This window comes from Streptomyces tailanensis (genome assembly GCF_008386495.1).
Taxonomy (GTDB): domain Bacteria; phylum Actinomycetota; class Actinomycetes; order Streptomycetales; family Streptomycetaceae; genus Streptomyces; species Streptomyces tailanensis.
The window spans coordinates 69,698-92,475 of the sequence record NZ_VTHJ01000034.1 but is presented as its reverse complement, the minus strand read 5'-3'; the positions used below and the strand labels follow the sequence as shown (position 1 = coordinate 92,475).

The 22,778-nt window shown below is 70.6% G+C and carries 21 protein-coding genes; 10 read left to right on the top strand and 11 right to left on the bottom strand.

Features of this window, described 5'->3' with window-relative positions; genetic code table 11:
- Positions 1 to 155: 155 nt before the first annotated feature.
- From F3T56_RS26000 to F3T56_RS25970, 7 genes are all read left to right on the top strand, one after another.
- Positions 156 to 1,274: a hypothetical protein gene (locus F3T56_RS26000; RefSeq protein WP_149827788.1), complete on the top strand. Its 1,119-nt coding sequence runs from the start codon at positions 156 to 158 to the stop codon at positions 1,272 to 1,274.
- 260 nt (positions 1,275 to 1,534) lie between these two features.
- Entirely contained in the window at positions 1,535 to 3,181 is a 1,647-nt protein-coding gene (locus tag F3T56_RS25995; RefSeq protein ID WP_149827787.1) for a M48 family metalloprotease, read from the top strand.
- On the top strand, positions 3,178 to 4,269 hold the full coding sequence (locus F3T56_RS25990; RefSeq protein ID WP_149827786.1) for a hypothetical protein: 1,092 nt from the start codon (positions 3,178 to 3,180) through the stop codon (positions 4,267 to 4,269). Before F3T56_RS25995 ends, F3T56_RS25990 begins: the two co-directional genes overlap by 4 nt.
- Before the next feature lie 136 nt (positions 4,270 to 4,405).
- Positions 4,406 to 5,071, top strand: a complete 666-nt coding sequence (gene msrA / locus F3T56_RS25985) for a peptide-methionine (S)-S-oxide reductase MsrA (protein ID WP_149827785.1) — start codon at positions 4,406 to 4,408, stop codon at positions 5,069 to 5,071.
- Between the two features lie 104 nt (positions 5,072 to 5,175).
- Positions 5,176 to 5,664 carry a DUF3885 domain-containing protein gene (locus F3T56_RS25980; protein ID WP_149827784.1) on the top strand — a complete coding sequence of 163 codons (489 nt, stop codon included), beginning with the start codon at positions 5,176 to 5,178 and terminating at the stop codon, positions 5,662 to 5,664.
- A 329-nt stretch (positions 5,665 to 5,993) separates the two neighbouring features.
- A complete protein-coding gene (locus tag F3T56_RS25975; protein ID WP_149827783.1) occupies positions 5,994 to 6,653 on the top strand; it encodes a DUF4389 domain-containing protein in 660 nt (219 codons plus the stop codon).
- Between the two features lie 409 nt (positions 6,654 to 7,062).
- Positions 7,063 to 8,034: a DMT family transporter gene (locus tag F3T56_RS25970; RefSeq protein ID WP_149827782.1), complete on the top strand. Its 972-nt coding sequence runs from the start codon at positions 7,063 to 7,065 to the stop codon at positions 8,032 to 8,034.
- Between the two features lie 45 nt (positions 8,035 to 8,079).
- Here F3T56_RS25970 and F3T56_RS25965 read toward each other — a convergent pair whose 3' ends face one another.
- From F3T56_RS25965 to F3T56_RS25955, 3 genes are all read right to left on the bottom strand, one after another.
- On the bottom strand, positions 8,080 to 8,916 hold the full coding sequence (locus tag F3T56_RS25965) for an MBL fold metallo-hydrolase (RefSeq protein ID WP_149827781.1): 837 nt from the start codon (positions 8,914 to 8,916) through the stop codon (positions 8,080 to 8,082).
- A gap of 168 nt (positions 8,917 to 9,084) precedes the next feature.
- Positions 9,085 to 9,468 (bottom strand): VOC family protein, encoded by a 384-nt coding sequence (locus F3T56_RS25960; RefSeq protein ID WP_149827780.1) that lies wholly within the window; start codon positions 9,466 to 9,468, stop codon positions 9,085 to 9,087.
- Positions 9,469 to 9,619: 151 nt separating this feature from the next.
- The gene (locus F3T56_RS25955; RefSeq protein ID WP_149827779.1) at positions 9,620 to 10,663 is read right to left on the bottom strand and encodes an NAD(P)-dependent alcohol dehydrogenase; all 1,044 of its coding nucleotides are present in this window, start codon (positions 10,661 to 10,663) and stop codon (positions 9,620 to 9,622) included.
- Positions 10,664 to 10,835: 172 nt separating this feature from the next.
- Here F3T56_RS25955 and F3T56_RS25950 point away from each other — a divergent pair, with 172 nt between their 5' ends.
- Positions 10,836 to 11,780: a helix-turn-helix domain-containing protein gene (locus F3T56_RS25950; RefSeq protein ID WP_149827778.1), complete on the top strand. Its 945-nt coding sequence runs from the start codon at positions 10,836 to 10,838 to the stop codon at positions 11,778 to 11,780.
- A 90-nt stretch (positions 11,781 to 11,870) separates the two neighbouring features.
- Here F3T56_RS25950 and F3T56_RS25945 read toward each other — a convergent pair whose 3' ends face one another.
- The 4 genes from F3T56_RS25945 to F3T56_RS25930 all read right to left on the bottom strand — a co-directional run bounded on the left by F3T56_RS25945 (position 11,871) and on the right by F3T56_RS25930 (position 16,290).
- Complete coding sequence (locus tag F3T56_RS25945) at positions 11,871 to 12,554, bottom strand: ABC transporter ATP-binding protein (protein ID WP_149827777.1); 684 nt, start codon at positions 12,552 to 12,554, stop codon at positions 11,871 to 11,873.
- Between the two features lie 50 nt (positions 12,555 to 12,604).
- Positions 12,605 to 14,104, bottom strand: a complete 1,500-nt coding sequence (locus tag F3T56_RS25940) for an ABC transporter permease (RefSeq protein WP_149827776.1) — start codon at positions 14,102 to 14,104, stop codon at positions 12,605 to 12,607.
- A 340-nt stretch (positions 14,105 to 14,444) separates the two neighbouring features.
- On the bottom strand, positions 14,445 to 15,698 hold the full coding sequence (locus tag F3T56_RS25935) for a L,D-transpeptidase (protein ID WP_246203861.1): 1,254 nt from the start codon (positions 15,696 to 15,698) through the stop codon (positions 14,445 to 14,447).
- 247 nt (positions 15,699 to 15,945) lie between these two features.
- Complete coding sequence (locus F3T56_RS25930; protein WP_149827774.1) at positions 15,946 to 16,290, bottom strand: hypothetical protein; 345 nt, start codon at positions 16,288 to 16,290, stop codon at positions 15,946 to 15,948.
- A 110-nt stretch (positions 16,291 to 16,400) separates the two neighbouring features.
- Here F3T56_RS25930 and F3T56_RS25925 point away from each other — a divergent pair, with 110 nt between their 5' ends.
- Positions 16,401 to 16,763, top strand: a complete 363-nt coding sequence (locus tag F3T56_RS25925) for a hypothetical protein (RefSeq protein ID WP_149827773.1) — start codon at positions 16,401 to 16,403, stop codon at positions 16,761 to 16,763.
- A gap of 54 nt (positions 16,764 to 16,817) precedes the next feature.
- Here the strand turns inward: F3T56_RS25925 and hutH are convergent, their stop codons facing one another.
- The 3 genes from hutH to F3T56_RS25910 form a co-directional block, all read right to left on the bottom strand.
- Positions 16,818 to 18,356 (bottom strand): histidine ammonia-lyase, encoded by a 1,539-nt coding sequence (gene hutH, locus F3T56_RS25920; RefSeq protein WP_149827824.1) that lies wholly within the window; start codon positions 18,354 to 18,356, stop codon positions 16,818 to 16,820.
- Between the two features lie 98 nt (positions 18,357 to 18,454).
- Positions 18,455 to 19,630, bottom strand: a complete 1,176-nt coding sequence (locus tag F3T56_RS25915; RefSeq protein ID WP_149827772.1) for a GGDEF domain-containing protein — start codon at positions 19,628 to 19,630, stop codon at positions 18,455 to 18,457.
- Between the two features lie 82 nt (positions 19,631 to 19,712).
- Positions 19,713 to 20,561 carry an enoyl-CoA hydratase/isomerase family protein gene (locus F3T56_RS25910; protein WP_149827771.1) on the bottom strand — a complete coding sequence of 283 codons (849 nt, stop codon included), beginning with the start codon at positions 20,559 to 20,561 and terminating at the stop codon, positions 19,713 to 19,715.
- 174 nt (positions 20,562 to 20,735) lie between these two features.
- Here F3T56_RS25910 and F3T56_RS46380 point away from each other — a divergent pair, with 174 nt between their 5' ends.
- A complete protein-coding gene (locus tag F3T56_RS46380) occupies positions 20,736 to 21,410 on the top strand; it encodes a hypothetical protein (RefSeq protein WP_172639138.1) in 675 nt (224 codons plus the stop codon).
- Between the two features lie 27 nt (positions 21,411 to 21,437).
- Here the strand turns inward: F3T56_RS46380 and F3T56_RS25900 are convergent, their stop codons facing one another.
- Complete coding sequence (locus tag F3T56_RS25900) at positions 21,438 to 22,565, bottom strand: adenylate/guanylate cyclase domain-containing protein (protein ID WP_149827769.1); 1,128 nt, start codon at positions 22,563 to 22,565, stop codon at positions 21,438 to 21,440.
- Between the last annotated feature and the right edge of the window lie 213 nt (positions 22,566 to 22,778).

Here is a 22,778-nt window from a genome sequence, read left to right as displayed (position 1 = left end):
GGCCCGCTTCGAAGAGCTGCGGGGTCCGTCGTGGCTGGTCACGCCCACGCGGCGCAGCCGCGTATGTCACGGCCCCGCGCCCCAGGTGCCGGGGGTTTTCCACAGGGGGGCGGGGGCGTTCGCCAATTGTCGGTGGGGTCTGGAAACCTTGTCGTATGGAGATTCTCTGGGGGCTGATGGCTCTGCTCATGATCGGGTTCGTGATGTGGCCGGTCGTGGCGCGTAGGCGGGCCGGTTTGCGGCAGGTGTTGCCGGGGGATCCGGACGGGGCGGATCCGGCGAACTACGGGTTCGTGCGGCAGGAGCTGCTGGACGTGCGGATGCCCGGGCCGGACCAGGATCTGCTGGACGTGCTGGACGTGGTGCAGCGGTCGCAGGACTACCGGGCGGCGAAGCAGTTGCTGGCCGGGACCGAGGCCGAGGGCGAGGTTCGGTGGCAGCGGGTGCAGGCCTTCGCGGGCGCGGCGTCGCTGGAGCTTGCCAAGCGGCCCGGCGGGGTGGACGAGTCGCCGGGTGGCCAGTGGCTGCGGGTGTGGCGGGCCGAGGCGCCCAAGGACGCGGGCGGGGCGGCGGTGCACGCGGAGTTCCTGGTGCAGCAGGCGTGGCGGACCTCGACGCCGGGCACGGACGAGTTCCGGATCATCATGGAGGAGGCGAGGGCGGCGTGTGGCGACGCGGCGCTGCTCGCCCCCGGTGACCCGATCCCGTACATCATCGAGCTGTCGGTGGCGCGCGGACTGGCGTACTCCCGCGAGGAGTTCGAGCAGCTCTGGCTGAAGATCCTGGATCGTGCGCCGGCCCACATGGGCGCGCATCTGGCCGCCCTGCACTACTGGTGCGAGAAGTGGCACGGCTCGCGCGAGCTGGCGTACTCGTTCGCCGAATCCGCCGCGGCCCGCGCCCCGCAGGGGTCACTGCTCGCGGCCATGCCGCTGTTCGCGGTGCTCGAGCACCTGCCCGAGGTGAACCTCGTGCGGAGCTTCTATCAGAGCGAGGTCGTCACCAAGGCGGTCCACGGCGCCCTGTTCGCGGTGCACGAGGCCCGGCCCGACGACCCGATGCTGGCCCATGTCCGCCATCTGCTGGTCTTCTTCCTGGTCAGCGGCGAGCGCTGGGCCGAGGCCATGGACCAGCTCGTCCATGTCGACGGCCACGTGGGCGCCCTCCCCTGGAGCCTGACCTCCGACCCGGCCGCGGACTACGCGATATACCGGGCGCTGGCGGTGGCGGGGTACGAGGCGAACGGGGGAAGTCCGGCGACGTTGCCGCACTGAAGGCCGGAAGGCCGGAAGACCGAGGGCCCGCACGTACCCGACGGCCCGCGGCCCGCCCCGCAGCAACCTCACAGCCCCAGGCCCACCCCCAGTAAGGCCTTGCCACCCCCCGCGCCCGTAGGAAATACTCCGCCCCCGCACCTCTTGGTCATGGACACGTCCCGGACACGACGCGGACACGTCCTCGGCCGCCCGATTTCACCGTTTCATTGATCGTTCGTGATCGTTCGCGATCTTTCCCGTGGGGGGAACTCTGCCCGATGGGCTCGACCCTGCGCGCGCTGCGCGCTCTTGTGCTGCTCGCCGGCTTCTATCTGCTCGGCGTGATCCTGCTCGCGGCGCTCGCCGGCGCCGACTACCTGCTGTACCTGCATGCTCCGTCCGGCCTCGCCGCCAAGTTGTACCTGGTCTCCGTGCTGTTGGCGATCCCGCTGATCCGCGGCCTCTTCATGCTGCGGACGCCGAAGGGTGAGGAGCCGCCGGGGCTGCCGGTCACGGAGGCCGATGAGCCCGAACTTTGGCGTACGGTACGGGAGTTGGCCGACCAAGTCGGCACCCGCGCGCCGTCCCGGATCGTGCTGACGCCCGACGTCAACGCCGCCGTCAGCGAGGACGCCCGGCTGCTCGGCCTGCTGCCCGGCCCGCGCCGCCTGTACCTCGGCGTACCGCTGCTGCAGGGCCTGACCGAGGCACAGCTGCGCGGGGTCCTCGCCCACGAGCTGGGCCACTACTCGAACGCCGACACCCGGCTCGCCGCGATCACCGTGCGCGGCCGGGCCCAAGTGCTGCGCACCATCGGGCACTTCGAGGAGCGGGCAGACCGTACCGCCGGACGCGAGCGGGCCCGGCAGGAGAAGAAGAACACCAAGGCCGCGGCCAAGGGGAAGAACACGAAGGAGATCGACACCGGGCACGCGGGCATCACGTACCGCACGATGGCGAAGATCTACATCGGCTACGCCAAGCTGTACTTCCGCGCCACGCTCTCCGGTTCGCGTCGCCAGGAGTACGCCGCCGACGTCGCGGCCGCCCGAATCGCCGGCCGCGACGCCACCGCGTCGGCGCTGCGCGAGATACCGGCGCTGGACGCCGCGTTCGGGTTCTACATGAACAGCTACGCCACGCTCGGCTCCGAGGCCCGGCTGCTGCCGCCGCGCGGTGAGTTCTTCGGCGGCTACGGCCGCATGCTCACCGCCCGCCAGCTCGAACTGGTCGGCCTGCGCACCGAGTTGCCGACCGAGCCGACATCGCCGTACGACTCGCACCCGCCCATCGCCGACCGCGTGGAGCGCGTCGAGGCACTGCCCGCCGACGGCCGCGCCGACGAGGGCAAGGGCACGGCGCTGGGCCTGCTCGCCGACCCGGACCGGACCCTGGCGGCGCTGGAGGACGCGGTCCTCAATGAGGAGGTGCTGCGGTTCCGGCGGACCGGCGACTGGCAGGGGCTGCTGGACGGTTCGATGGCGGCGAACCTCGCCTCCCTCGACACCGCGCTGCACCGGGCGCTGGCGATGTACACCAAGGACCATCCGAGCCTGCCCGCGCTGCTCAAGGTGATCGACGACGGTCAGCTGTGGCAGCTGGCGCGGCGGCTGCCGCTGTCCGACCAGGCGGCCGAGGCGCAGGGCCGGGCGTTCCGCGAGTTCGTACGGCCCGCGCTGGCGGACGCGTTGCAGAGCATGGTGCTGGCCGAGCTGAGCGCCCATGCCCGGCTGCGCTGGGAGTTCTCCTGGTCCGAGCCGGCCTCCGTGCATCTGCCGCCCGCTCCGGACGGCGGCGAGAGCGACCTCGGCGCCGCGATCGAGGCCGCGGTCGCCGACCACCCTGACACCGGCCCGCTGCGCGCGCTGCTGCCGCCTCCCGCTCCCCATGGCCCCGCCGCCCGAGAAACGGACGCCCCGCGATGACCGTACTGCTGTGGGTCCTGGCCGTTCTGGCCACGCCGTTCGTTCTCTTCGCGCTGTGGATAGCCGGCGTGTTCCTCAAGGAGTTCTTCCGTCCGAGCGGCGACGAGGCCGATCCGGACGCCGCCGAGGCGCTGGGGCTGCTGCCCGCCGAGCGGCAGAACACCACGTACGCGGGCCCGCTGCCGGCCGGCGTGGACGCGACGCTCGCGGCCGTGCGCGGCGGCGACTGGAAGGCGGCCGCCAAGCTGATGCAGGACATCGGCCGGGACTGGGAGCGCCGGTCCTCGACCGCGTATCTGCTGGCCGAGATCGCGGCCGAGGAGGACGACTGGCTGCTCGCCTGGGAGTCCGACCACCCCGACGACCCGGACGCGGCCGTCGTACGGGCCCGCAGCACGGTGATCCTGGCCTGGAACCTGCGGGGCGGCAAGCTCGCCAAGCACACCACGAGTGAGCAGTTCACGGGCTTCCACCGGATGCTGGAACGTTCCCGCGAGGAGATCGGCCGGGCGGCGGCCCTCAACCCCGATGACCCGACGCCGTACATCACGGAGATCTGGGTGGCCCTCGGCCTCGGCTACCCGAACTCCGAGATGGACAAGCTGTGGACGGAGATCACCGCGCGCGCCCCGCACCACTACGAGGCCCACTTCTCGGCGCTGCAGTACTGGTGTGCGAAGTGGCGCGGCTCGGAGAAGCTGGCGACCGACTTCGCCGAGCGCGCGGCGGCCGACGCGCCGCTGGGCAGTCTGCTCACTGTCCTCCCGCTGATCGCCCACTTCGAGCACGACAAGTCGGACGACAACAGCGTCGACCGTACGCCGAAGATGATCGGCCGGGTCGACGCGGGCCTCGCCGACGCCGCCGCGGCCGACCCGACGCACCCGCGTCTGCCCGAGCTGCGGCACCTGCTGGCGTACTACCTCTCCCTCCAGGACCGGGACGACGCCGCGCTCGAACAGTTCCGGCTGGTGGACGGCTACGTCAACGCCCTGCCCTGGCGCTACCAGGGCGACGGGGAGGCGATGGCCGCGTACTACTGCCGTATCCGCAATGCGACGGCACAGGCGGTGGCGGCGGCTGAATAGAACGAGCCGAATCGGCCGAGCCGGACAGGCAGGCCGGGCGGCGGAATTCGGGCGGCATCAGGGACGTTGTCCCAGGTGCCGCCCTTCCGTGTCCGCACAGGGCGCGGGTCTGTCCGTACGTTCCCAAGGAGTACCGATGCTCTTCGGCCGCACGCCCCAGCTGCCCACCCCCGAGCAGGCTCTGCGTGGTCGCGCCGAGCTGCCGTTCACGGTGCCCGACCGCCACACCGTCCTCGGTACCCCTCTCCTCGGGCCCTACCCCGAGCACCTGGAGACCGCCGACTTCGGTCTCGGCTGCTTCTGGGGCGCGGAGCGGAAGTTCTGGCAGCTCCCGGCGGGCGTGTGGACGACCCTGGTCGGCTACCAGGGCGGCTTCACGGAGAACCCCACCTACGAAGAGGTCTGCTCCGGCCTCACCGGTCACACCGAGGTCGTCCGCGTCGTCTACGACCCCTCCCTCATCTCCTACGAGCGCCTCCTCCAGGTCTTCTGGGAGTCCCACGACCCCACCCAGGGCTACCGCCAGGGCAACGACGTCGGCACCCAGTACCGCTCCGCCGTCTACACCCACACCCCGCAGCAGTCCGCGATCGCCGAGGCCTCCCGCGAGGCCTACCAGAAGGTCCTGACCGACTCCGGCTACGGAAAGATCACCACCGAGATCCTCCCGGTGGAGGGCCGCACCTTCTACCCCGCCGAGGCCTACCACCAGCAGTACCTGGACAAGAACCCGGCCGGGTACTGCGGGCTGGGTGGGACCGGCGTCTCCTGCCCGATCGGTATTGCCAAGGCCGACGGGTGAGCACTGGCGTCACACCGACGCTGTTGGAAGCGCTGTGGAGGGAACGACGGCCGTCGGGCCCGCCAATCGCCCACACGTTCCGAAGCACATACGCGGATCGCTGGGTGCGCTTCCACAGTCTCCCCGGCTCGAAGCGTTACCCGGAGTCCGAGGACGAGTACGTGATCGTGCTGGAGCGGTACAACACGGTCCTCGACGAACTGTTCACCGGTCTGGAAGTGTTCGTCGTGACCATGGACTGGTCGTACACACCGGCCGGTCCGGCCGGCTACCCGACACCACGGCAGGGACTGCACCCCGACGGCGTCCGCTGGTGGACCGAATCGGACGAGGACGACCCGGACCCGGAGTTCCACACCCATACGCGCCTCTACGCCGATCGGCGCCGGTGGCGGCACGGCTGCGCCGACAACCTGCTCCGCGCGGTCGCCGACGAGGCGCTCGTCGAGGTGTTCATCACCGACACGGGACTTCGGCGCATCCACCATCCATACGACGGCGGCGCGGACGTCATCCTCACCACGACTGCCGAGCGAGACGAGCTTCGCGACCGGCAAGCCGACTGGCTCTCCAGCCATCCTGCTGGCCTCTGACGAGCGAGAACTGTTGCTGAGGCCACGAGTCGTCGGCAGCCGACGCAGGAGCGCCGGTCTCGTACGCCTCTGCCGGGTTCGTCTCGGTCGACCGCGCCGTGACCGGCGCCGAGACGGTGAGCACATGGCACAGACACCCGTCCTGCCGTCCGGGACGTCACCTCTCGCAGGGTGCCGGCGGGCGGGAGAGAGCGGTCGGCGCACTCGTCTCACTCGAAACGGAGTGACAATTCGCGGCTTTCCGCACCGCATGTGAGGCTGAGTTCCGATCGGCGATCACCTCGGCCCGGCTTCTGCCGAGCGGGACGCTCGAAAGGATTTATGGCTCCATGATTCCCGTGACCGCGTCAGACGTGCGTATCGAGGCGTCTCTCGATCCGGGGCTGTCCCGATGGATGTGGCTGGTGAAATGGCTACTCGCCATTCCGCACTACATCGTGCTGTTTTTCCTGTGGATCGGCTTCGTGCTGGTCACCGTCGTCGCGTTCTTCGCCATCCTGATCACCGGCCGGTATCCGCGGCCCCTCTTCGACTTCAGTGTCGGCGTACTGCGCTGGAACTGGCGTGTCAGCTATTACGCCCATACGGCACTCGGCACCGACCGGTACCCGCCGTTCACGCTCGCCGACGTGCCCGATTATCCGGCGCACTTCGACATCGCCTATCCGGAGCGTCTCTCCCGCGGTCTGGTCCTGGTGAAGTGGTGGCTGCTCGCCATTCCGCAGTATGTCGTCGTCGGGATTCTCCTCGGAGGCTGGGGCAATGACGAAGGCTGGCGCTACAGCGGACTGATTCCCTTTCTGTCGCTGGTCGCCGTGATCATCCTGGCGGTCAAGGCCCGTTATCCAGGGCACCTCTTCGACTTCCTGCTCGGCCTGGCCCGTTGGGTCGCCCGGGTAACCGCCTATGCCGCGTTGCTGACCGACCAGTACCCGCCCTTCCGGCTCGACATGGGCGGGCGGGAGACGGCACCGGCGACGACGACCTGACCGGCCACCCGACCGGCTGGGACGGGCCAAGAGCAGGGGGATGCTCAGGCCGGAGCCTCGCGAGCAGTGCTGGGCAACCTGTCCGCGCGCGCTGACATACGAGGGCCACATGGCGCAACAGCGGCTCCGGCCACGGACTCGACGCCTCCCTCGACGACCTCCCAGCCCCCGGCCCCGGATCCGGCCCCGGCCCCGGCCCCGAGAAGTGTGTGAGGGCCGGTTAATATCGTCGGGTGAGTACCTACTGGCACGCCGTTACTCCGCCTCCCTGCGTCTGATCGGGCGCAGGCTTCGGCGGTTCTGATCCCCGGCCCCCACCGACCCGAAGTTCGGTCAGGGGCTTTTGTCGTGCGCCCGTTCGCGGATCGATTCCACCCGAATTCGACTTCGACGACGGAAGAACACGACTGTGCCGAACCGCACTTCCCCCTTGTCTCACGCGCGCCGGACGACATCAACCGATGACCCGCGCCCTGCCTCACGTACCGCGCTCCTCGGCGGCCCCGCACCCATCCTCGTCTCGGCCGTACTGTGGGGCACGACCGGAACCGCGAGCTCCCTGGCGCCCGTGGGCGCGCCCGCGGCGGCTGTCGGCTGCGCGGGGCTCGCCCTCGGCGGCATCCTGCTGTTTCTGACCTCGCGCGGCGCCCGCTCGCTGCCCGCCGGCTGCACGCGCCGTGAGCGGTGGCTGCTCGCCCTCGGGGCCCTGGCGGTCGCCGGTTATCCGGTGACCTTCTATCCGGCGGTGGCCCGCACGGGCGTGGCCGTGGCCACCGTGATCGCGCTGGGCAGCGCGCCGGTCTTCGCCGGGCTGCTGGCCTGGATCACCGGGCAGGCCCGGCCGACCGCCCGCTGGGCCGGTGCCACCACGGCCGCCGTGCTGGGCTGCACCCTGCTGGTGCTGGGCCCCACGCTCAGCGGGCATGCGGCGCCGATGGACCTGACGGGCGTCGCGCTCGCCGCGTGCGGGGGGCTGTCGTATGCCACGTACTCGCTGATCGGCGGCCGACTCATCACCACCGGGCACCGTTCCGGCGCGGTGATGGGCGTGCTGTTCGGTACGGCCGGACTGCTGGTGCTGCCGCTCGTGGTGTTCCTCGACGCGCACTGGCTGGTCACGGCGCATGGCGCGGCCGTGGCCGGATACCTGGCCCTGTTCACCGTCTGGCTGGCCTACCGGCTCTTCGGGCGCGGGCTGCGTCGTACATCGGCGTCGACGGCCACGTCGCTGACGCTGGCCGAGCCCGCCGTCGCGGCGATCCTCGGGGTCACCGTCCTCGGTGAGCGCCTGCCACTCATCTCCTGGTGCGGACTGGCCGTCCTCGGTCTGGGCCTGGTCCTGCTGACGGCCCCCATCGGCGTGGGCGGCCGGAGGAAGTAGCGCCCGCCCGCCCTTTCTCACCCCTCCGTCGGCGGCCGCTGACCCTCAGTGGCCGCCGCCGCTCGGCTCGAGGCCCGCCAGCATCTGCTCCAAAGCCGTCTGGTCCGGGCCCATGAAGGGTGGGGCGGAGGGGGCGAAGGCGAGGGTGTCGAGCATGGACCCGGTGATTCCGGTGGCCGGGGGCAGGTGGGTGGACAGGACCAGGTCGGGCTTGCGGTCCCTGAGGGGCTGGAACGTCATGACGAACTTCTCCATGTCGACGTTCTGGACCCAGGGGCTGTCGACCGTGGCCCACAGGAGTTGGGCGGCGCGCAGATCCTCGACGGCGACGGCGCGGACGTCGTCGGCCTGGGCGAGGTCGGCGGTGGGAAGCGGGGCACCGAAGCAGTCGGAGCTGAAACAGACACCGGAGTGGTTGTCGAAGAAACCGACGGTCGCGGGGTTGTCGAACAGCGGCGGGCGGAAGCCGGTGAGGGTGCGGTCGCCTATGTCCATCGTCTCGCCGGGGTTCAGCAGGTAGGCGCGGTCGAGGGGCAGCGGGCGTTCGCAGGAGAGGATTCCGGCGCCGATGAAGGTCGTCACGACGCGTGCGTCGGGTGCCGCCTCCAGCAGGTCGAAGATCCCGCCCGTGTGGTCGCGGTCGGGGTGGGTGAGCCAGATCCAGCGGACGTCGGCGGGGTCCAGCACCGTGCTGAGGGTCTCGAGGAAGTTCCGGTCGGGCAGGCCCAGGCCTGTGTCGACGACCAGCGGTTGGTCGCCGTGCAGCACGAACGCGTTCACCGGGATGTGCCCGATGCCCGGGACCTCAAGACTGTCGGCCAGAACGCTGATGTCCGGGCGGAGCCTGTGCACCGTACCCGGACGGACCTTTTGAAGGGGCATGTCACTCACACCTCTGAAGACCCCCGAGAGGTGATCGTGCCGCGACCGTGACCGCCTGTCCCTCCCTCATCCATGGTCCGGCCTTCCCGCCCACGCCGCATCCGCTCGGCGGCCGGCGGCCGGCGGCCGGCCGATCAGCGGGGGCGGCCGGTCAGCGACAGCTCGTCATCAAGATCCGCTGCCGTACGGCCTGGTGATGATCTCCAGGTTGTGGCCGTTCGGGTCGTCGAAGTAGGTGCCGCGGCCGCCGTCGTTCGTGTTGATCTCCATGGTCCGGCGGTGGGAGGGGTCCGCCCAGTAGGTGAGGCCGGCCGCCTTGACGCGGGCGAAGATCTCGTCGAACTCGTCCTCGGTGACCAGGAAGGCGTAGTGCTGGGGCGTGATGGGGTCGGGTGAGTCCATGTAGTCGAGGGTCACGCCGTTGGGGATCTCCACCGGGGTGAATTGGCCGAACGGAGGGCTCACCTCCAGCCCCAGGATGTCGGCCAGGAACCGGGCCGAGGCCTCCTTGTCATGGGCGGCGACGATCGTGTGGTTCAGCGCGACGGGCATCGGGTGCCTCCTCGTGTGAGGGTGCACGGACATTTCCACGCTACCCGGCCCCCGGGGCAGGCACCCACAGAAACGGACGTGCCCCCACGCGGCGGTGCCGCATATGTCACAGCCCCGCGCCCCTTGAGGGGCGCGGGGAACACTCCCGCCCTCAGATCGTCGCCGTATCGATCACGAACCGGTAGCGGACATCACTCGCCAGCACCCGCTCGTACGCCTCGTTGATCTCGGACGCGGAGATCAGCTCGATCTCCGAGCCCAGACCGTGCTCCGCGCAGAAGTCCAGCATCTCCTGCGTCTCGGCGATGCCGCCGATCATGGAGCCGGCGAGGGTCTTGTTGCCGCCGATGAGGGAGAAGAGGTTGAGCGCGACGGGCTCCTCGGGCGCGCCCACGTTCACCAGCGCGCCCCCGGTCTTCAGCAGCGACAGGTACGCGCCGAAGTCGAGCGGCGCCGACACCGTGGACAGCACGAGGTCGAACGTGCCGGCCAACTCCTCGAAGGTCTTCGGGTCGCTGGTGGCGTAGTAGTGGTCGGCGCCCAGCTTCAGCCCGTCGTCCTTCTTGCGCAGGGACTGGGAGAGGACCGTTACCTCTGCGCCCAGCGCGTGCGCGATCTTCACGCCCATGTGGCCGAGCCCGCCGAGCCCGACGACGGCGACCTTCTTGCCGGGGCCGGCGTTCCAGTGCTTGAGCGGGGAGTACGTGGTGATGCCCGCGCACAGCAGCGGTGCGGCCACGTCCAGGAGCAGGCTGTCCGGGATACGGACCGTGTACTTCTCGTCCACGACGATCTTCTCGGAGTAGCCGCCGTAGGTGGGCTCCCCGTTCTTGTCGAGGCCGTTGTACGTGGGGACGTTGCCCTTGAGGCAGAACTGCTCCGTACCGGCCTCGCAGTTCTCGCACTCGCCGCAGGAGTCGACCATGCAGCCGACCCCGACCCGGTCGCCGACGGCGAACTTGGTGACGCCGGAGCCGACGGCCTCGACGACACCGGCGATCTCGTGACCCGGCACCATCGGGAAGATCGCCTCGCCCCATCCCTCCCGGACCTGGTGGATGTCGGAGTGGCAGATACCGGCGAACTTGATGTCGATCAGCACATCGAACTCACCGACCTCGCGGCGCTCGATGGTGGTGCGCTCCAGCGGAGCCTTGGCGGCGGGGGCCGCATAGGCGGCAACAGTGGTGGTCATGCCGGGGTTCTCCTGGTCGTCGTACCGACGCCCGGCCTGCCTTCGGGCCGGGTGCGACCACCAGCCTGCCTCAGGCCATGACATTCACCCAGGTCACGGCTTTGCGTACGTCCGCTGGTCCTACTACTGGCGGGGTCAGGCTCATGGTCGTACGACCGTGAATACTTGACGTATGGACGAACAGCCCCAAGCCCGGCGGGACCCGCGGGACCCGCAACACGCGCAGGGTCCGCAGGACCCGCCCGCCGGCGCCCTCGACCGGCGTGCCGAACTCAGCGAGTTCCTGCGCACGCGGCGGGCCCGGCTGAAGCCGGAGGACGTGGGGCTGCCGGCCTTCGGGCGGCACCGGCGGGTCCCCGGGCTGCGCCGGGAGGAGCTCGCCCAGCTCGCGGGCGTGTCCGTGGCGTACTACACCCGGCTGGAGCAGGGCAACGGGCGCAATGTGTCCGCGGAGGTGCTCGACGCCATCGCGCGCGCCCTCCGGCTGAATGCCGCCGAGCACTCCCACCTCACGCACCTCGCCAGGCCGAAGGCCCACAAGAAGAAGCCGTCGGCCCGTCCGCAGCAGGTGCGGGGCGGCCTGCGCCGACTGGTCGACACGCTGGACGGCGTCCCCGCGTACGTCACCGGGCGGCGCTCGGACATCCTCATCTGGAACCGGATGGCGGCGGCGGTGTTCGGTGACTGGTCGGGGCTGCCGCCGCAGGAGCGGAACTGGGCGCGGCTGGTGTTCCTGCGTCCCGAGTACCGGGACCTGTACATCGACTGGGACCAGAAGGCCGCCGACATCGTCAGCTTTCTGCGGATGGACGCGGGCTGCCACCCCGACGATCCACGGCTGTCGGCGCTGGTGGGCGAGTTGTCGGTGAAGAGCGAGGAGTTCCGGCGGCTGTGGGCCACGCACGACGTCAAGGAGAAGAACCACGGCGTCAAGCGCATGCACCACCCCCTCGTCGGCGACCTCACCCTCTCCTACGAGGGCTTCCCCCTCCCCGACGACCATGAGCAGTCCCTGATCATCTACCACGCCGAACCGGGCTCCCCCTCGGCCGACGCCCTCCGCCTCCTGGCCAGCTGGGGCACGGACGCGCCCCGGGCGCCGACGGTGACGCCGTAGCCGGACCTGGGCCACGGCGTCACCCGCCGAGCGCCGAGAAACGCGTCTCCAGGGGGCGGCCGCCGACCGGACAACGCGCCCCTGGACGCATCACGCCCCGGCGTTCTCCTTCACGGTGATCCGCCCCTTGCGGATCGTCGCGACCCTCGGGGCCTTCTTCGCCAGCGTCGAGTCATGGGTGACCATGATGAACGTGAGGCCGTGCTCCTTCCACAAGGTCTCCAGCACCTCCATGATCTCGTCGCGCATGGACTCGTCGAGGTTGCCGGTAGGTTCGTCGGCGAGCAGCACCTTCGGCCGCTTCACCAGTGCCCGAGCGATCGCCACGCGCTGCTGCTGACCGCCCGACAACTCGGCCGGCAGATGCCCGAGCCGCTCCCCCAGCCCCACCGACTCCAGCGCCTCGGCGGCCCGTTCCCGCCGCTCCTTGGTCTTCACACCGAGCGGTACGAGGGCCGTCTCCACGTTCTCCTGCGCGGTCAGCGTCGGGATCAGATTGAAGCTCTGGAACACGAACCCGATGTTCTCGCTGCGCACCTTGGTCAGCTTCGTCTCCGGCAGCTTCGCGAGATCGGTCCCGTCGAAGTCGATGCTCCCGTCGGACGGCTTGTCAAGGCCTCCGAGCATCTGAAGCAGCGTGGACTTCCCACCCCCGGTGGGCCCTTGAATGACCAGCCGATCCCCGTCCGCGATGGTGAGATCGACCCCGTCGAGCGCGTTGACGGTGTCCTTGCCGCGCGTGTAGCGCTTGGTGACGCCGGTGAGTACGTACATGTGAACTCCTGTGATGTGTAAGGGGATCCGCTTGGCCGCGACCAGTCGCCCTACTCCACGCGCCGCAACGCGTCAGCCGGCCGCAGCCGCGAAGCCCGCCACCCACCGAAGGCACCGGCGATCAGCCCACCCGCGACGGCCAGCCCCACCGCGACGGCGATCGTGGACACGCTGACGGGCGCGGTGAGCGCGACCTCGAGCGCGTCGGAGGCCGACTGCTGCCCGCCACCGGGTCCGCCGCCACCCGGGAAGCCACCCCCGCCACCAGGCGCACCGCCACCGAACCCGCCCCCGGTCGCCGCGACTTCCGCCTGCAACGTCGGACTGATCGCCGTGACGACGTACGCCCCCGCAAGCCCCAACGCGATCCCGAGCGCACCGCCGACCAGCCCGTTCACGACGGCCTCACCGACGACCTGCCGGGTCACCCGCCCCGACTTCCAGCCGAGCGCCTTGAGCGTGCCGAACTCCCGTACCCGGCGGGAGACGGCCGAGGAGGTGAGCAGCCCGGCCACCAGGAACGCGGCGATCAGGACGGCGATGGACAGCCACTTGCCGACATTGGAGGCGAGATCGGAAGCCGTGGACAGCGACCCGGACACGGTCTCGGCGAGATCGGCGGACGTGGTGACGGTCGTCCCGTCGATGTTCTTCTGGATGGCTGCCTTCACGCTGTCGATCTGCTGCGAGTCGCTCGTCCTGACGTAGATCGTCGTGATCTTGTCCTTGGAGTCGCTGAGCGTCTGCGCCTGCTTCAGCGGCATGTAGAGGTTGGCCGCCGCGTCCCCGCTGTCGGGCGTGGCGATCCCGATGACCTCGTACTTCGTGCTGTTGATGGTGACGGTGCCACCGACCTTCAGCTCGTTCTCCTCGGCGTACGACTTGTCGGCGACGACGACCTCGGCGTCGGTCTCGGAGGTCTTGAACGTACGACCGCTGGTGATCTTCGAGGAGGTCAGCGGGCCGAGCGCGGGCTGGGTGACATCGGTGCCGTACACGGAGTAGTTGTTGACGTCGAACTCGGCGCCGCCGCCCTCGACCCGGCCCTCCGGCAGCTGGCCGGTGCCGCCGCCGTTCTGTCCGCCGCCGGGAGCGCCCTGCTGGCCGCCGGTGCCCTCGTCCTGCTGGAACTGCCCCTGCCGGAACTGCCCGTTGACCTTGATGACCTGAAGGCTCAGGCCGCCCACGGCGTCCGCGACGCCCTGCTGCTCACCGACCTTGGTGACGGTCGAGCTCGCGAGGGTCTGGAAGCCCTGGACACGGACGAGGTCGCTGCTCTGCTCCTCGTCGGAGTCGTTGCCCTGGGCGTCGAACTCGAACCGCGGGCGTTCGCCGCCGTTCTCGCCGGGCGCGGCGGCGGCCTTGGTGACGGTCATGTCCGTCCCCAGCCCGTACAGGGACTCAAGGACTTTCCCCTGAGCCTTCTCCATGCCCGACGACACGGAACTGACCACGATCACCAGCGCGATGCCCAGGGCGAGGCCGGAGGCGACGACGAGGGCCGCCTTTCTACGGCGGCGCAGTTCGCGCCTCAGGTAGGTGAAGAACATGGCGGAAAGCTAGGGATGCCGCGTGATGAGCGAATAAGCCACGCCTAAGAGCCACATGAGAACCCTGTGCCGGGCCCGACCACACGCTATGCCGAGTCACAGGTTTCCGCCGCCTGAGAGCTCGGGAGGTGGGGATGTGTTGGCGGGTGCGGGTCATTCGTGGCTGGTCGCGCCCACGCGGCGGAGCCGCATATGTCACAGCCCCGCGCCCCTTAAAAGCACGGGGCGCGCCCCATGTCTTCAGGGGCGCGGGGAACTGCGCGAGCAACCCACCACAACCCGCACCCGCCAACGCACCCCCGAGCTCTCAGGCGCCCGGCAGACCGCGTCAAGTGCCCGGTCAGACCTCCGAGCCCGCCTTCCACTCCGCCCAGCTCAGGTTCCAGCCGTTGAGGCCGTTGTCGGGGGCCACGGTCTTGTCGCCGGTGTTCCTGATGTCCACGACGTCACCGACGATCGAGTTGTTGTAGAACCAGGCACCCTCGGTGTCGGGATCGTTCGCACCCTTGGTGTCGTTGAGGCCGACGCACCCGTGGCTGGTGTTGACGTTGCCGAAGACGGAGTCGGCGCCCCAGTAGTTGCCGTGGATGAACGTCCCGGAGGTGGTGAGACGGATGGCGTGCGGCACGTCCTTGATGTCGTACTCGCCCTTGCCGTCGTCGTCGGTGAAGCCCACGGTCGCGCCGTTCATGCGCGTCTCCTTGAACTTCTCCGACATCACCATGATGCCCGCGTACGTCTTGTTCTCGGGGGAGCCGGCGGAGATCGGGATGGTCTTGACGACCTTGCCGTCCTGCATGACCTTCATCGTCTTGGTCTTGGCGTCGACGATCGAGACCTGGTTCCGGCCGATCGTGAAGGAGACCGTCTTCTGCTGGACGCCGTAGACACCCTCGGCGCCCTCGACCCCGTCGAGCGCCAGCTTCAGGGTGACGGTGGAGCCCTCCTGCCAGTAGTCCTCGGGCCGGAAGTCCAGGCGGTTGGCGTTGAACCAGTGCCCGACGACCTCCTGGCCGGAGCTGGTGGAGACGGTGATCCCCTTCTGGACATCGGCCTTGTTGGTGATCGCCTTGTCGAAGTTGATCGAGACCGGCATGCCGACACCGACGGTGGAACCGTCCTCGGGTGTGAAGTTGCCGATGAAGCTGTTGGCCGGCGAGACCGTGGTGAACGAGGCGTTCTCGTGGGCCTCCCGGCCTTCGGAGTCCGCGGCGGCGGCGGTGATCTTGTAGCTGGTGGACCGCTCCAGCTGCACGCTCGGCGCCCAGCTCTTCTTGTCGGCGGATATCTCGCCCTCGACGGCGGTGCCGTCGGTGGTGGTCATGGTCACCTCCGTGAGCGTGCCCTTGCTCACGGTGACCTTGGCCGAGTTGTTGATGGAGGCGTTGTCGGAGCCGTCCTTCGGCGTGATCTCGATCTCGGCCTCGGAGTTCTTCTTGGCGGCCGCCTCGTCGACCTTGGCCTGCGAGGAGTCCCCGCCGTCGCTCCCGGACGCGTTGTCGCCGTCGCTCCCGCTGCACGCAGAGAGCACCAGCACCCCGCCGAGCAGTGCGGACGCGACCGACAGGCCCCTGCGCCGCTTACTGTTCGTCATCACACACTTCTCCATCGTTGCCGAATCCCCAAAACCCGAGAATCCCCGTAAGCACTAGAACACCGCTACGGCACCGTGCCGTTCCACTTCGCATCGATGTGTGGGATACGCCACTCCAGCCGCTCCAGCCGGTCCTGGGTCGACGGCGACCCCGGCGGTGGCGCGCGGATGACAAGTGCGCCCCCATGAAACGACAGAAACCCCGGGCGGCGCCTGCCGCCCGGGGTCACGCATGCCCCAAGACGCCTCAGCCGAGCCGGTCTTCCTCTTCGTCCTCGCCCTCATCATCCTCGTCAAGACCCCATTCCGGCGAATCGGGGTCGTAGTCGATGCTCTCGCTGCTCCAGGAGGCCTGGGCCAGTTCGACCCCGGGCACCTCGCCGACCAGGTCGAACGGGTCGATCAGGTAGGCGAGAGCCTCCGCTGTGTCCTCCGTCACGGCGCTCTCGGCGTGTGCCCGTTCGTCGGCCGGCATATCGGCGTCGCCGGAAATCCGCCGCAGCGCGGCCCCGGTGAGGGCCTCCACGTCCTCGACTTCCACGACCAATTCAACGCGAAGCCGGACGAACTGTGATGTCTCAGTTGTACTCATGCCTCGGAGCGTACGGCTCACAGGTCGCGCGACTTTCCCACGACCCGCGCCTTTCATTAGCATCGCCCCCTACGGCCAATTCGCCCGCGCCACAAGGGGATCGATATTTCGTGTCCGTCGCACGTCGAGCGTCGCCCACCGCCCGCCGGTCGCTCCTGACCGCCACCGCCGCGGGGACCCTCCTGGGTGCCCTGTGGTTCGTGCCGTCGGCGAACGCGACGCAGGACACGGCGGACATACGACAGACGGCGTCGACCACCACGGACGCGAACGCGGACTCGGCGACGACCTCCGACACGGCCACGACCTCCGACACGGCCACGACCTCCGACACGGACGACCGCGCCACCGAACTCGCCGACACCGGAAGCCCCAACACCACCCCGTACATCGTCGGCGGCACCCTCTTCCTGGGCCTCGGCACGGGCTTCGTGGCGTACTCGGTACGGCGGGGACGCCTGGAGGCGTACTGAGAAGCGCCCGAAGGCGCTTCCCTTCCCACAGCAACCCCTCCGCACACGCCGTCGTCAGGCGAGCGGCCCCGTCACCGCCTGCGCCGCCGCAACCAGCCGCCCGTCCCGGACGAACGCGTCGGCCAGCGCCAGGTCGGGGGAGAGGAAGCGGTCCGGACCGGGCCCCTCCACCCCGGCCTCGCGTACGGCCTCGATGACCGCGCGGGTCGCCGGCGCCGGCGTCAGCCCCTCGCGCAGCTCGACGGCGCGCGTCCCGGCGTACAACTCGACGGCGAGCACCCGCGTCAGGTTGTCGACGGCGGTCCGCAGCTTCCGTGCCGCCGACCACCCCATCGAGACGTGGTCCTCCTGCATCGCGGAGGACGGGATCGAGTCGGCGGAAGCGGGGACGGCGAGCCGCTTCAGCTCGCTGACGAGGGCCGCCTGTGTGTACTGGGCGATCATGAGCCCGGAGTCGACCCCGGCGTCATCCGCGAGGAACGGCGGCAGCCCGTGCGACCGGTTCTTGTCGAGTAGCCGGTCGGTACGCCGCTCGGCGATCGACGCCAGGTCCGCGACCGCGATCGCGAGGAAGTCCAGGACGTACGCGACAGGGGCCCCGTGGAAGTTGCCGTTGGACTCGACCCGCCCGTCCGCCAGCACGACCGGGTTGTCGACGGCCGACGCCAACTCCCGCTCGGCGACGAGCCGCGCGTGCGCCATGGTGTCGCGCCCCGCCCCCGCCACCTGCGGGGCGCACCGCACCGAGTACGCGTCCTGCACCCGGGGCGCGTCGTCCTGGTGATGCCCGGTGAGCCCCGAACCCTTCAGCACGGCCAGCATGTTGGCGGCCGAGGCACCCTGCCCGGGGTGCGGGCGGATGGCGTGCAGTTCGGGGGCGAGGACCTTGTCGGTGCCGAGCAGCGCCTCCAGGGAGATCGCGGCGGTGATGTCGGCGGACGTGTACAGCGTCTCCAGGTCGGCCAGCGCCATGACCAGCATGCCGAGCATGCCGTCGGTGCCGTTGAGGAGGGCGAGGCCCTCCTTCTCGCGCAGCTCCACGGGGGCGATGCCGTGCGCGGCGAGCAGCTCACCGGCCGGCCGTACGACGCCGTCCGGGCCCTCGGCGTCACCCTCGCCCATGAGGGTGAGCGCGCAGTGGGACAGCGGCGCGAGGTCGCCGGAGCAGCCGAGGGAGCCGTACTCGTGGACGACGGGGGTGATCCCGGCGTTGAGGAGGTCGGCCATGGTCTGCGCGACCTCGGGCCGTACACCCGTACGTCCCGAGCAGACGGTCTTCAGCCGCAGGAACATCAGCGCGCGTACGACCTCCCGCTCCACCCTCGGGCCCATGCCGGCCGCGTGCGAGCGGACGATGTTGCGCTGGAGCCGGGTTCGCAGCTCCTGACTGATGTGCCGGGTCGCGAGGGCGCCGAAGCCGGTGGAGACCCCGTAGACGGGGTCGGGTTTGGCCGCCAGCGCCTCCACGATCTCGCGGGCCGCGGCGAGTGCCGCCACCGCCTCCTCGGAGAGCTCGACCCGGGCGCCGGCGCGCGCCACGGCGAGGACGTCGGCCGCGGTGGCACCGGTCGTCCCGAGCACCACCGTGTCCACAGAATGCATATCCATATTCAGGATCGTAGGGACTGAATCGCCGAATGTCACGACCGGTCGGGGGAGGGACTCCTTACCGGCCACCGGAGGGACTGGGGCTACTGGGGCCGGCGCCCGCGGATGCGGCGCCGGTCCCCCGGGTGGGCCGGGTCGACCGGGGCCGGTGGGCGGTCGGCGAGGCGGACGACCGGGTCCTCGGCGCCCTCGCCCTCGCGGCCGGCGACGACCGGCTCGATGGAACCGGCGGCCTTGGCCCGGTACTGCGCGGCGTCGGCGAGCCGGAACAGCCGACGGGCCGACCGGAGCGGGCCGATCGGGTCCCCCGTGGAGGCGACCCCGCACGCGACCCCCTCACCCGGCTCCAACTCCCGCGCCCGTACGCAGAGATCACCGGCGACCCGTACCACCTCGTCGGCCGACGGCCCCACCGCGAGCAGACAGAACTCGTCGCCGCCGAGCCGTGCGGCCAGCACGCCGGGCAGTTCCGCCCCGCAGCGCGAGAGCACGGAGCCGAACCGCTCCAGGACCTGGTCGCCGACCGCGTGTCCGTAGGAGTCGTTGACCTTCTTCAGGCCGTTGAGGTCGCAGACGACCAGGCTGATCACCGTGCCGTCGCGCCGGTGTGCCTCCATCGCCTCGTCGAGCCGCAGATCGACCGCGCGCCGGTTGCCGAGGCCGGTGAGGGGGTCGGTGAAGGCGAGCCGCCGGGCCTCCTCCAGGCGCTCCGACTGGGCGATACCGGCCGCCACGACCGAGGCGAGCACGGTCGCGAACGCCGCGTCGTCACCGTGGAAGACCGGCTCCCCCGCGGGCCGGGCCACATACAGCTCGCCCCACGCCCGCCCGTTCAGCACGACGGGCGCCACCACGCAGCACCCGCGCCCACGCCGGCGGAGCGCCGCGACCCGCTGATGGCAGTAACCGCCCCGGCGGCGCCGCTCCGCCGGCGGTCCGGCCGCCGTCTCCACCCAGGCGTTGGGCTCGCCGCCCTCCAGCCACCGCTCGTGCAGGAACTCCGCGATCTCCGGAAACTCGTGCACGGGATAGGTCTCGTCCTCGGGGAACTCCTCCTCGTCCGGAACCAGGTTCCCCACATTGACCAGCACCCGCAGCAGCCCACGCTCCCGCTCCCACACGGACAGCGCGGCGAAGCTGCCGGACAGGGCCCGGCACGCGCCGTCCGCGGCGGCCCGCCACGACTCGCGCGGTGTGTGCGCCGCGGCCATGCCCCGCGCCAACGCCACCACGGCCCTCAGCCGTCTGTCCTCACCCATCACTCCAGGCTAGGGAGCTTTGCTCCGTTTTGAGACATTTGTGCGGCGAACAGGGGGCGCGCCTTCGCTCTCCCCTACTCCCCTACTCCCCCGGCCACTCCGGCTTCCGCTTCTCGTTGAAGGCGGCCACCCCCTCCGCCCGGTCCCCCGAGAACGCCACCGAACGCCACGCCGCGTCCTCGACCTCCAGCCCGGCCCGCAGATCGAGCCCGTGCCCGAGCCGCAGCGCACGCTTGGCCGCACGCAGCCCGACGGGCGAGTTCGCGGCGATCCGCGCGGCCAGCGCCAACGCCTCCGCCCGGTCCCGTCCCTCGTCCACCACCTGGTCCACGAGCCCCAACTCCCGCGCCTCCGCGGCCTCCAGCCGCCGCGCCGTGAAGATCAGCTCGGCGGCCCGGGCGGCCCCCACCCGACGCGGCAGCAACTGCGTACCGCCGCCGCCGGGAACGACCCCCACGGATACCTCGGGCAGCCCCACCACCGCCGTACGGTCGGCCACGATCAGGTCGCAGGACAGGGCGAGTTCGAAGCCGCCGCCCAGCGCGAAGCCGTGCACGGCGGCGATCGTGGGCATCGGCAGCTCCAGTACGCCGGTGTAGGCGGCCCGCGCGACAGGCCGCTGCCGCACCAGCTCGGCGTCACTGAACGAGTTCCGCTCCTTCAGATCGGCACCCACACAGAACGCCCGCTCGTGCGTCGACGTCACCACGACCACCCGTACGTCCCGGTCGCCGGCCAGCGCCGCACACGCCCCCGCGATGGACCGGGCCATATCGGTGGACACGGCGTTCATGGCCTTGGGCCGGTCGAGAACAAGCTCGGCGACGTACCCGTGCCGCCGTACGACGACGAACTCGCCGTACCGCCGCTCGCCCCCCTCCCCGCCCTGGTCCCCCTGCTCCGCCCGCTCCGCTGCGGCACCGACGCCCATGACACCCTCCCGGTTAACGCGGGTTAACAACCGTCGTCCCGATCATCGCACAAGGGGTTGTTTCCCCGTTCGAGTGACATCCGGCCCTTCTCCGGCCACGCCTCCCACCCTGGCGCATAACCTGCGCTCCGCACAGGCGCACCGGGGACACGGGCGCGGAGGGGAGGACAGGGCATGACGACGAACACGGTGACGAGGCCGACGACGGAGGCACCACACATTCCGGCGGAGGCGTCGGCGGGGGCACCACACATTCCCAGCCAGCGCGGACGGCACCGCAGACCCCGCCCCCGGAAGGTGCTGTTCGCCGTCGGCGGGCTGGCTCTGGCGGCGGGGGCACTGAGCCTCGTACGGCTGGCCTCGGACCCGGTCGGCGGAGGGGTGGACGCGGCAGGCGCGGCGCCGAAGTCCGCGGACGAGATCACGGACGAGGTCACGGACGAGGCGACCAGCGCCGGGGCGACCGTGGGAAGCGTGCCCTCGGCGGGCCCGGGCGGCCCGACCGCCGACACCCCCATGGGAAACGCGGCCGCCACACCGACGCCACCGGCGTCACCGGGTGCGACCACCGCGACACCGTCGCCCTCGGCACCCCCGTCCGCCACCTCGGTGGGCGTAGAACTCCCCACCGGCCCCGGCACCCGCCGCGCCCCCTCGACCCCGACCACGCTCCCGGCCGACCAGGCCCCCGAGGCCCCGAGCACGACCGCCTCTCAGCCCCCGACGGCACCCCGGCAACCGGCCGCTACGCCGGACCAGCCCACGAACACGAAGCCGCAGAAGCCGGACCCGAGCGACCTGTGCGTACCGCTCGTCGGTGTGTGCGTGGACGACGCCCTGGGCCGATGAAACCCACGGGGCTGCGGAGCTACGACCTCACATCTTCCCAGGCCGCCGCGTGAGCAGCCACGGCTGGACGACGCCCAGGCCACGCACCGGACGCTGCCACATCGGTTGAAGGGCGAAGCGGTACGTAGGCGGCTCCTCGTCCTCCTTCTCGGCGGCGGCCGCGGCCTCGGCGGCTTCCGCCTCGGAAGCGGGGGCCTCTCCCGTACGGGTCAGCTCCTCGGCGAAGGCACCGTCGACGAGCACCGCGTCCTTGGGCGCTATCGAGGTCAGCCGGCTCGCGAGGTTCACGGTCGACCCGAAGACGTCGCCCATCCGGGTGGTCACCGTGCCGAAGGCCATGCCGACGCGCAGCTCGGGCATGGTCTCGTCGTTCGCCATGGTCTCGATGAGCCGAAGGGCGATCTCGGCGGCCACACCGGCGTCGTCGGTGGCGTACAGGACCTCGTCACCCAGCGTCTTGATGAGCCGCCCGCCATTCGCCGCCACCAGGTCCGCCGCGGTGGTCTCGAAGGCCTCGACGAGCTCGCCGAGCTCCTCCTCCTCCATCCGCCGGGTGAGCCGGGTGAACCCGACCAGATCGGCGAAGCAGACGGCCAACCGCCGGTCGACCATCTCCTCGTCGTCGGCGGCCTGCACGACGCGCCCGGTGGCCGCCGCGAGCTGCCGCCGCCACACGTAGACGAGGAACTCCTCCAGCTCCGGCAGCAGCAGTTCGATCAGCGGGTAGGTCACCTCGGTGCGGGTCATCCCCGGCTCCGGCGGCTCGGTCAGGCCCTCCAGGAAGGAGTCGATCTGCCACTCGGCGAGCCGCGCCGTGGTCTGCCCGGTGGAACGGGCCACCTGCACGGCCATGGCCTCACTCAGCAGCCCCGCCTCGACAAGACCGGCGAGCCGCCGCAACGCCAGCACGTCGGCCTCGGTGAGCGCCTTGGCCTGCCCGATGTCCGCGAAGCCCATGGCCCGCCAGAAACGGGACGCCAGCTCCATGGACACGCCCGCGCTACGGGCCGCCTGGAACGGGGTGTACCGGCGCTCGGCACCGAGGATGAGCCCTTCGAGCCGCAACGCCAGCGGGTCCTCCTCGCCGGCGTCCGCGCCCGGAAGGTCCACGCGGCCATGCGCGTCCGTCCCGGAGCCCGTGTCCTCGACGCTCACGCCTGCTGCCCTTCCGATCTCCCACGGTCACGTACTCGACCGGCCTCAACTCTACGGCAGGTGTGCGCCAGCTCACTCCGTGAGGTAGCGCGGGGGGGGGTACGTTCGGGGCTGGGCCGAGTTCGCGGGTGCGGGTGGGTGGGGGTTGCTCGCGCAGTTTCCCGCGCCCCCAAAAACACGGCCCTGCGGGCCGCTGAAAAGCCGGGGCGCAGC

Excerpts from the sequence above, each read along its gene's own strand:
- F3T56_RS25940 (WP_149827776.1), bottom strand. The coding sequence starts at position 14,104 with ATGTTCTTCACCTACCTGAGGCGCGAACTGCGCCGCCGTAGAAAGGCG.
- F3T56_RS25990 (WP_149827786.1), top strand. The coding sequence starts at position 3,178 with ATGACCGTACTGCTGTGGGTCCTGGCCGTTCTGGCCACGCCGTTCGTT.
- F3T56_RS25975 (WP_149827783.1), top strand. The coding sequence starts at position 5,994 with ATGATTCCCGTGACCGCGTCAGACGTGCGTATCGAGGCGTCTCTCGAT.
- F3T56_RS25955 (WP_149827779.1), bottom strand. The coding sequence starts at position 10,663 with ATGACCACCACTGTTGCCGCCTATGCGGCCCCCGCCGCCAAGGCTCCG.
- F3T56_RS25995 (WP_149827787.1), top strand. The coding sequence starts at position 1,535 with ATGGGCTCGACCCTGCGCGCGCTGCGCGCTCTTGTGCTGCTCGCCGGC.
- F3T56_RS46380 (WP_172639138.1), top strand. The coding sequence starts at position 20,736 with ATGACGACGAACACGGTGACGAGGCCGACGACGGAGGCACCACACATT.
- F3T56_RS25930 (WP_149827774.1), bottom strand. The coding sequence starts at position 16,290 with ATGAGTACAACTGAGACATCACAGTTCGTCCGGCTTCGCGTTGAATTG.
- msrA (WP_149827785.1), top strand. The coding sequence starts at position 4,406 with ATGCTCTTCGGCCGCACGCCCCAGCTGCCCACCCCCGAGCAGGCTCTG.
- F3T56_RS25945 (WP_149827777.1), bottom strand. The coding sequence starts at position 12,554 with ATGTACGTACTCACCGGCGTCACCAAGCGCTACACGCGCGGCAAGGAC.
- F3T56_RS25950 (WP_149827778.1), top strand. The coding sequence starts at position 10,836 with ATGGACGAACAGCCCCAAGCCCGGCGGGACCCGCGGGACCCGCAACAC.
- F3T56_RS25915 (WP_149827772.1), bottom strand. The coding sequence starts at position 19,630 with ATGGGTGAGGACAGACGGCTGAGGGCCGTGGTGGCGTTGGCGCGGGGC.
- F3T56_RS25910 (WP_149827771.1), bottom strand. The coding sequence starts at position 20,561 with ATGGGCGTCGGTGCCGCAGCGGAGCGGGCGGAGCAGGGGGACCAGGGC.
- F3T56_RS25960 (WP_149827780.1), bottom strand. The coding sequence starts at position 9,468 with ATGCCCGTCGCGCTGAACCACACGATCGTCGCCGCCCATGACAAGGAG.
- F3T56_RS25935 (WP_246203861.1), bottom strand. The coding sequence starts at position 15,698 with ATGACGAACAGTAAGCGGCGCAGGGGCCTGTCGGTCGCGTCCGCACTG.
- F3T56_RS26000 (WP_149827788.1), top strand. The coding sequence starts at position 156 with ATGGAGATTCTCTGGGGGCTGATGGCTCTGCTCATGATCGGGTTCGTG.
- F3T56_RS25965 (WP_149827781.1), bottom strand. The coding sequence starts at position 8,916 with ATGCCCCTTCAAAAGGTCCGTCCGGGTACGGTGCACAGGCTCCGCCCG.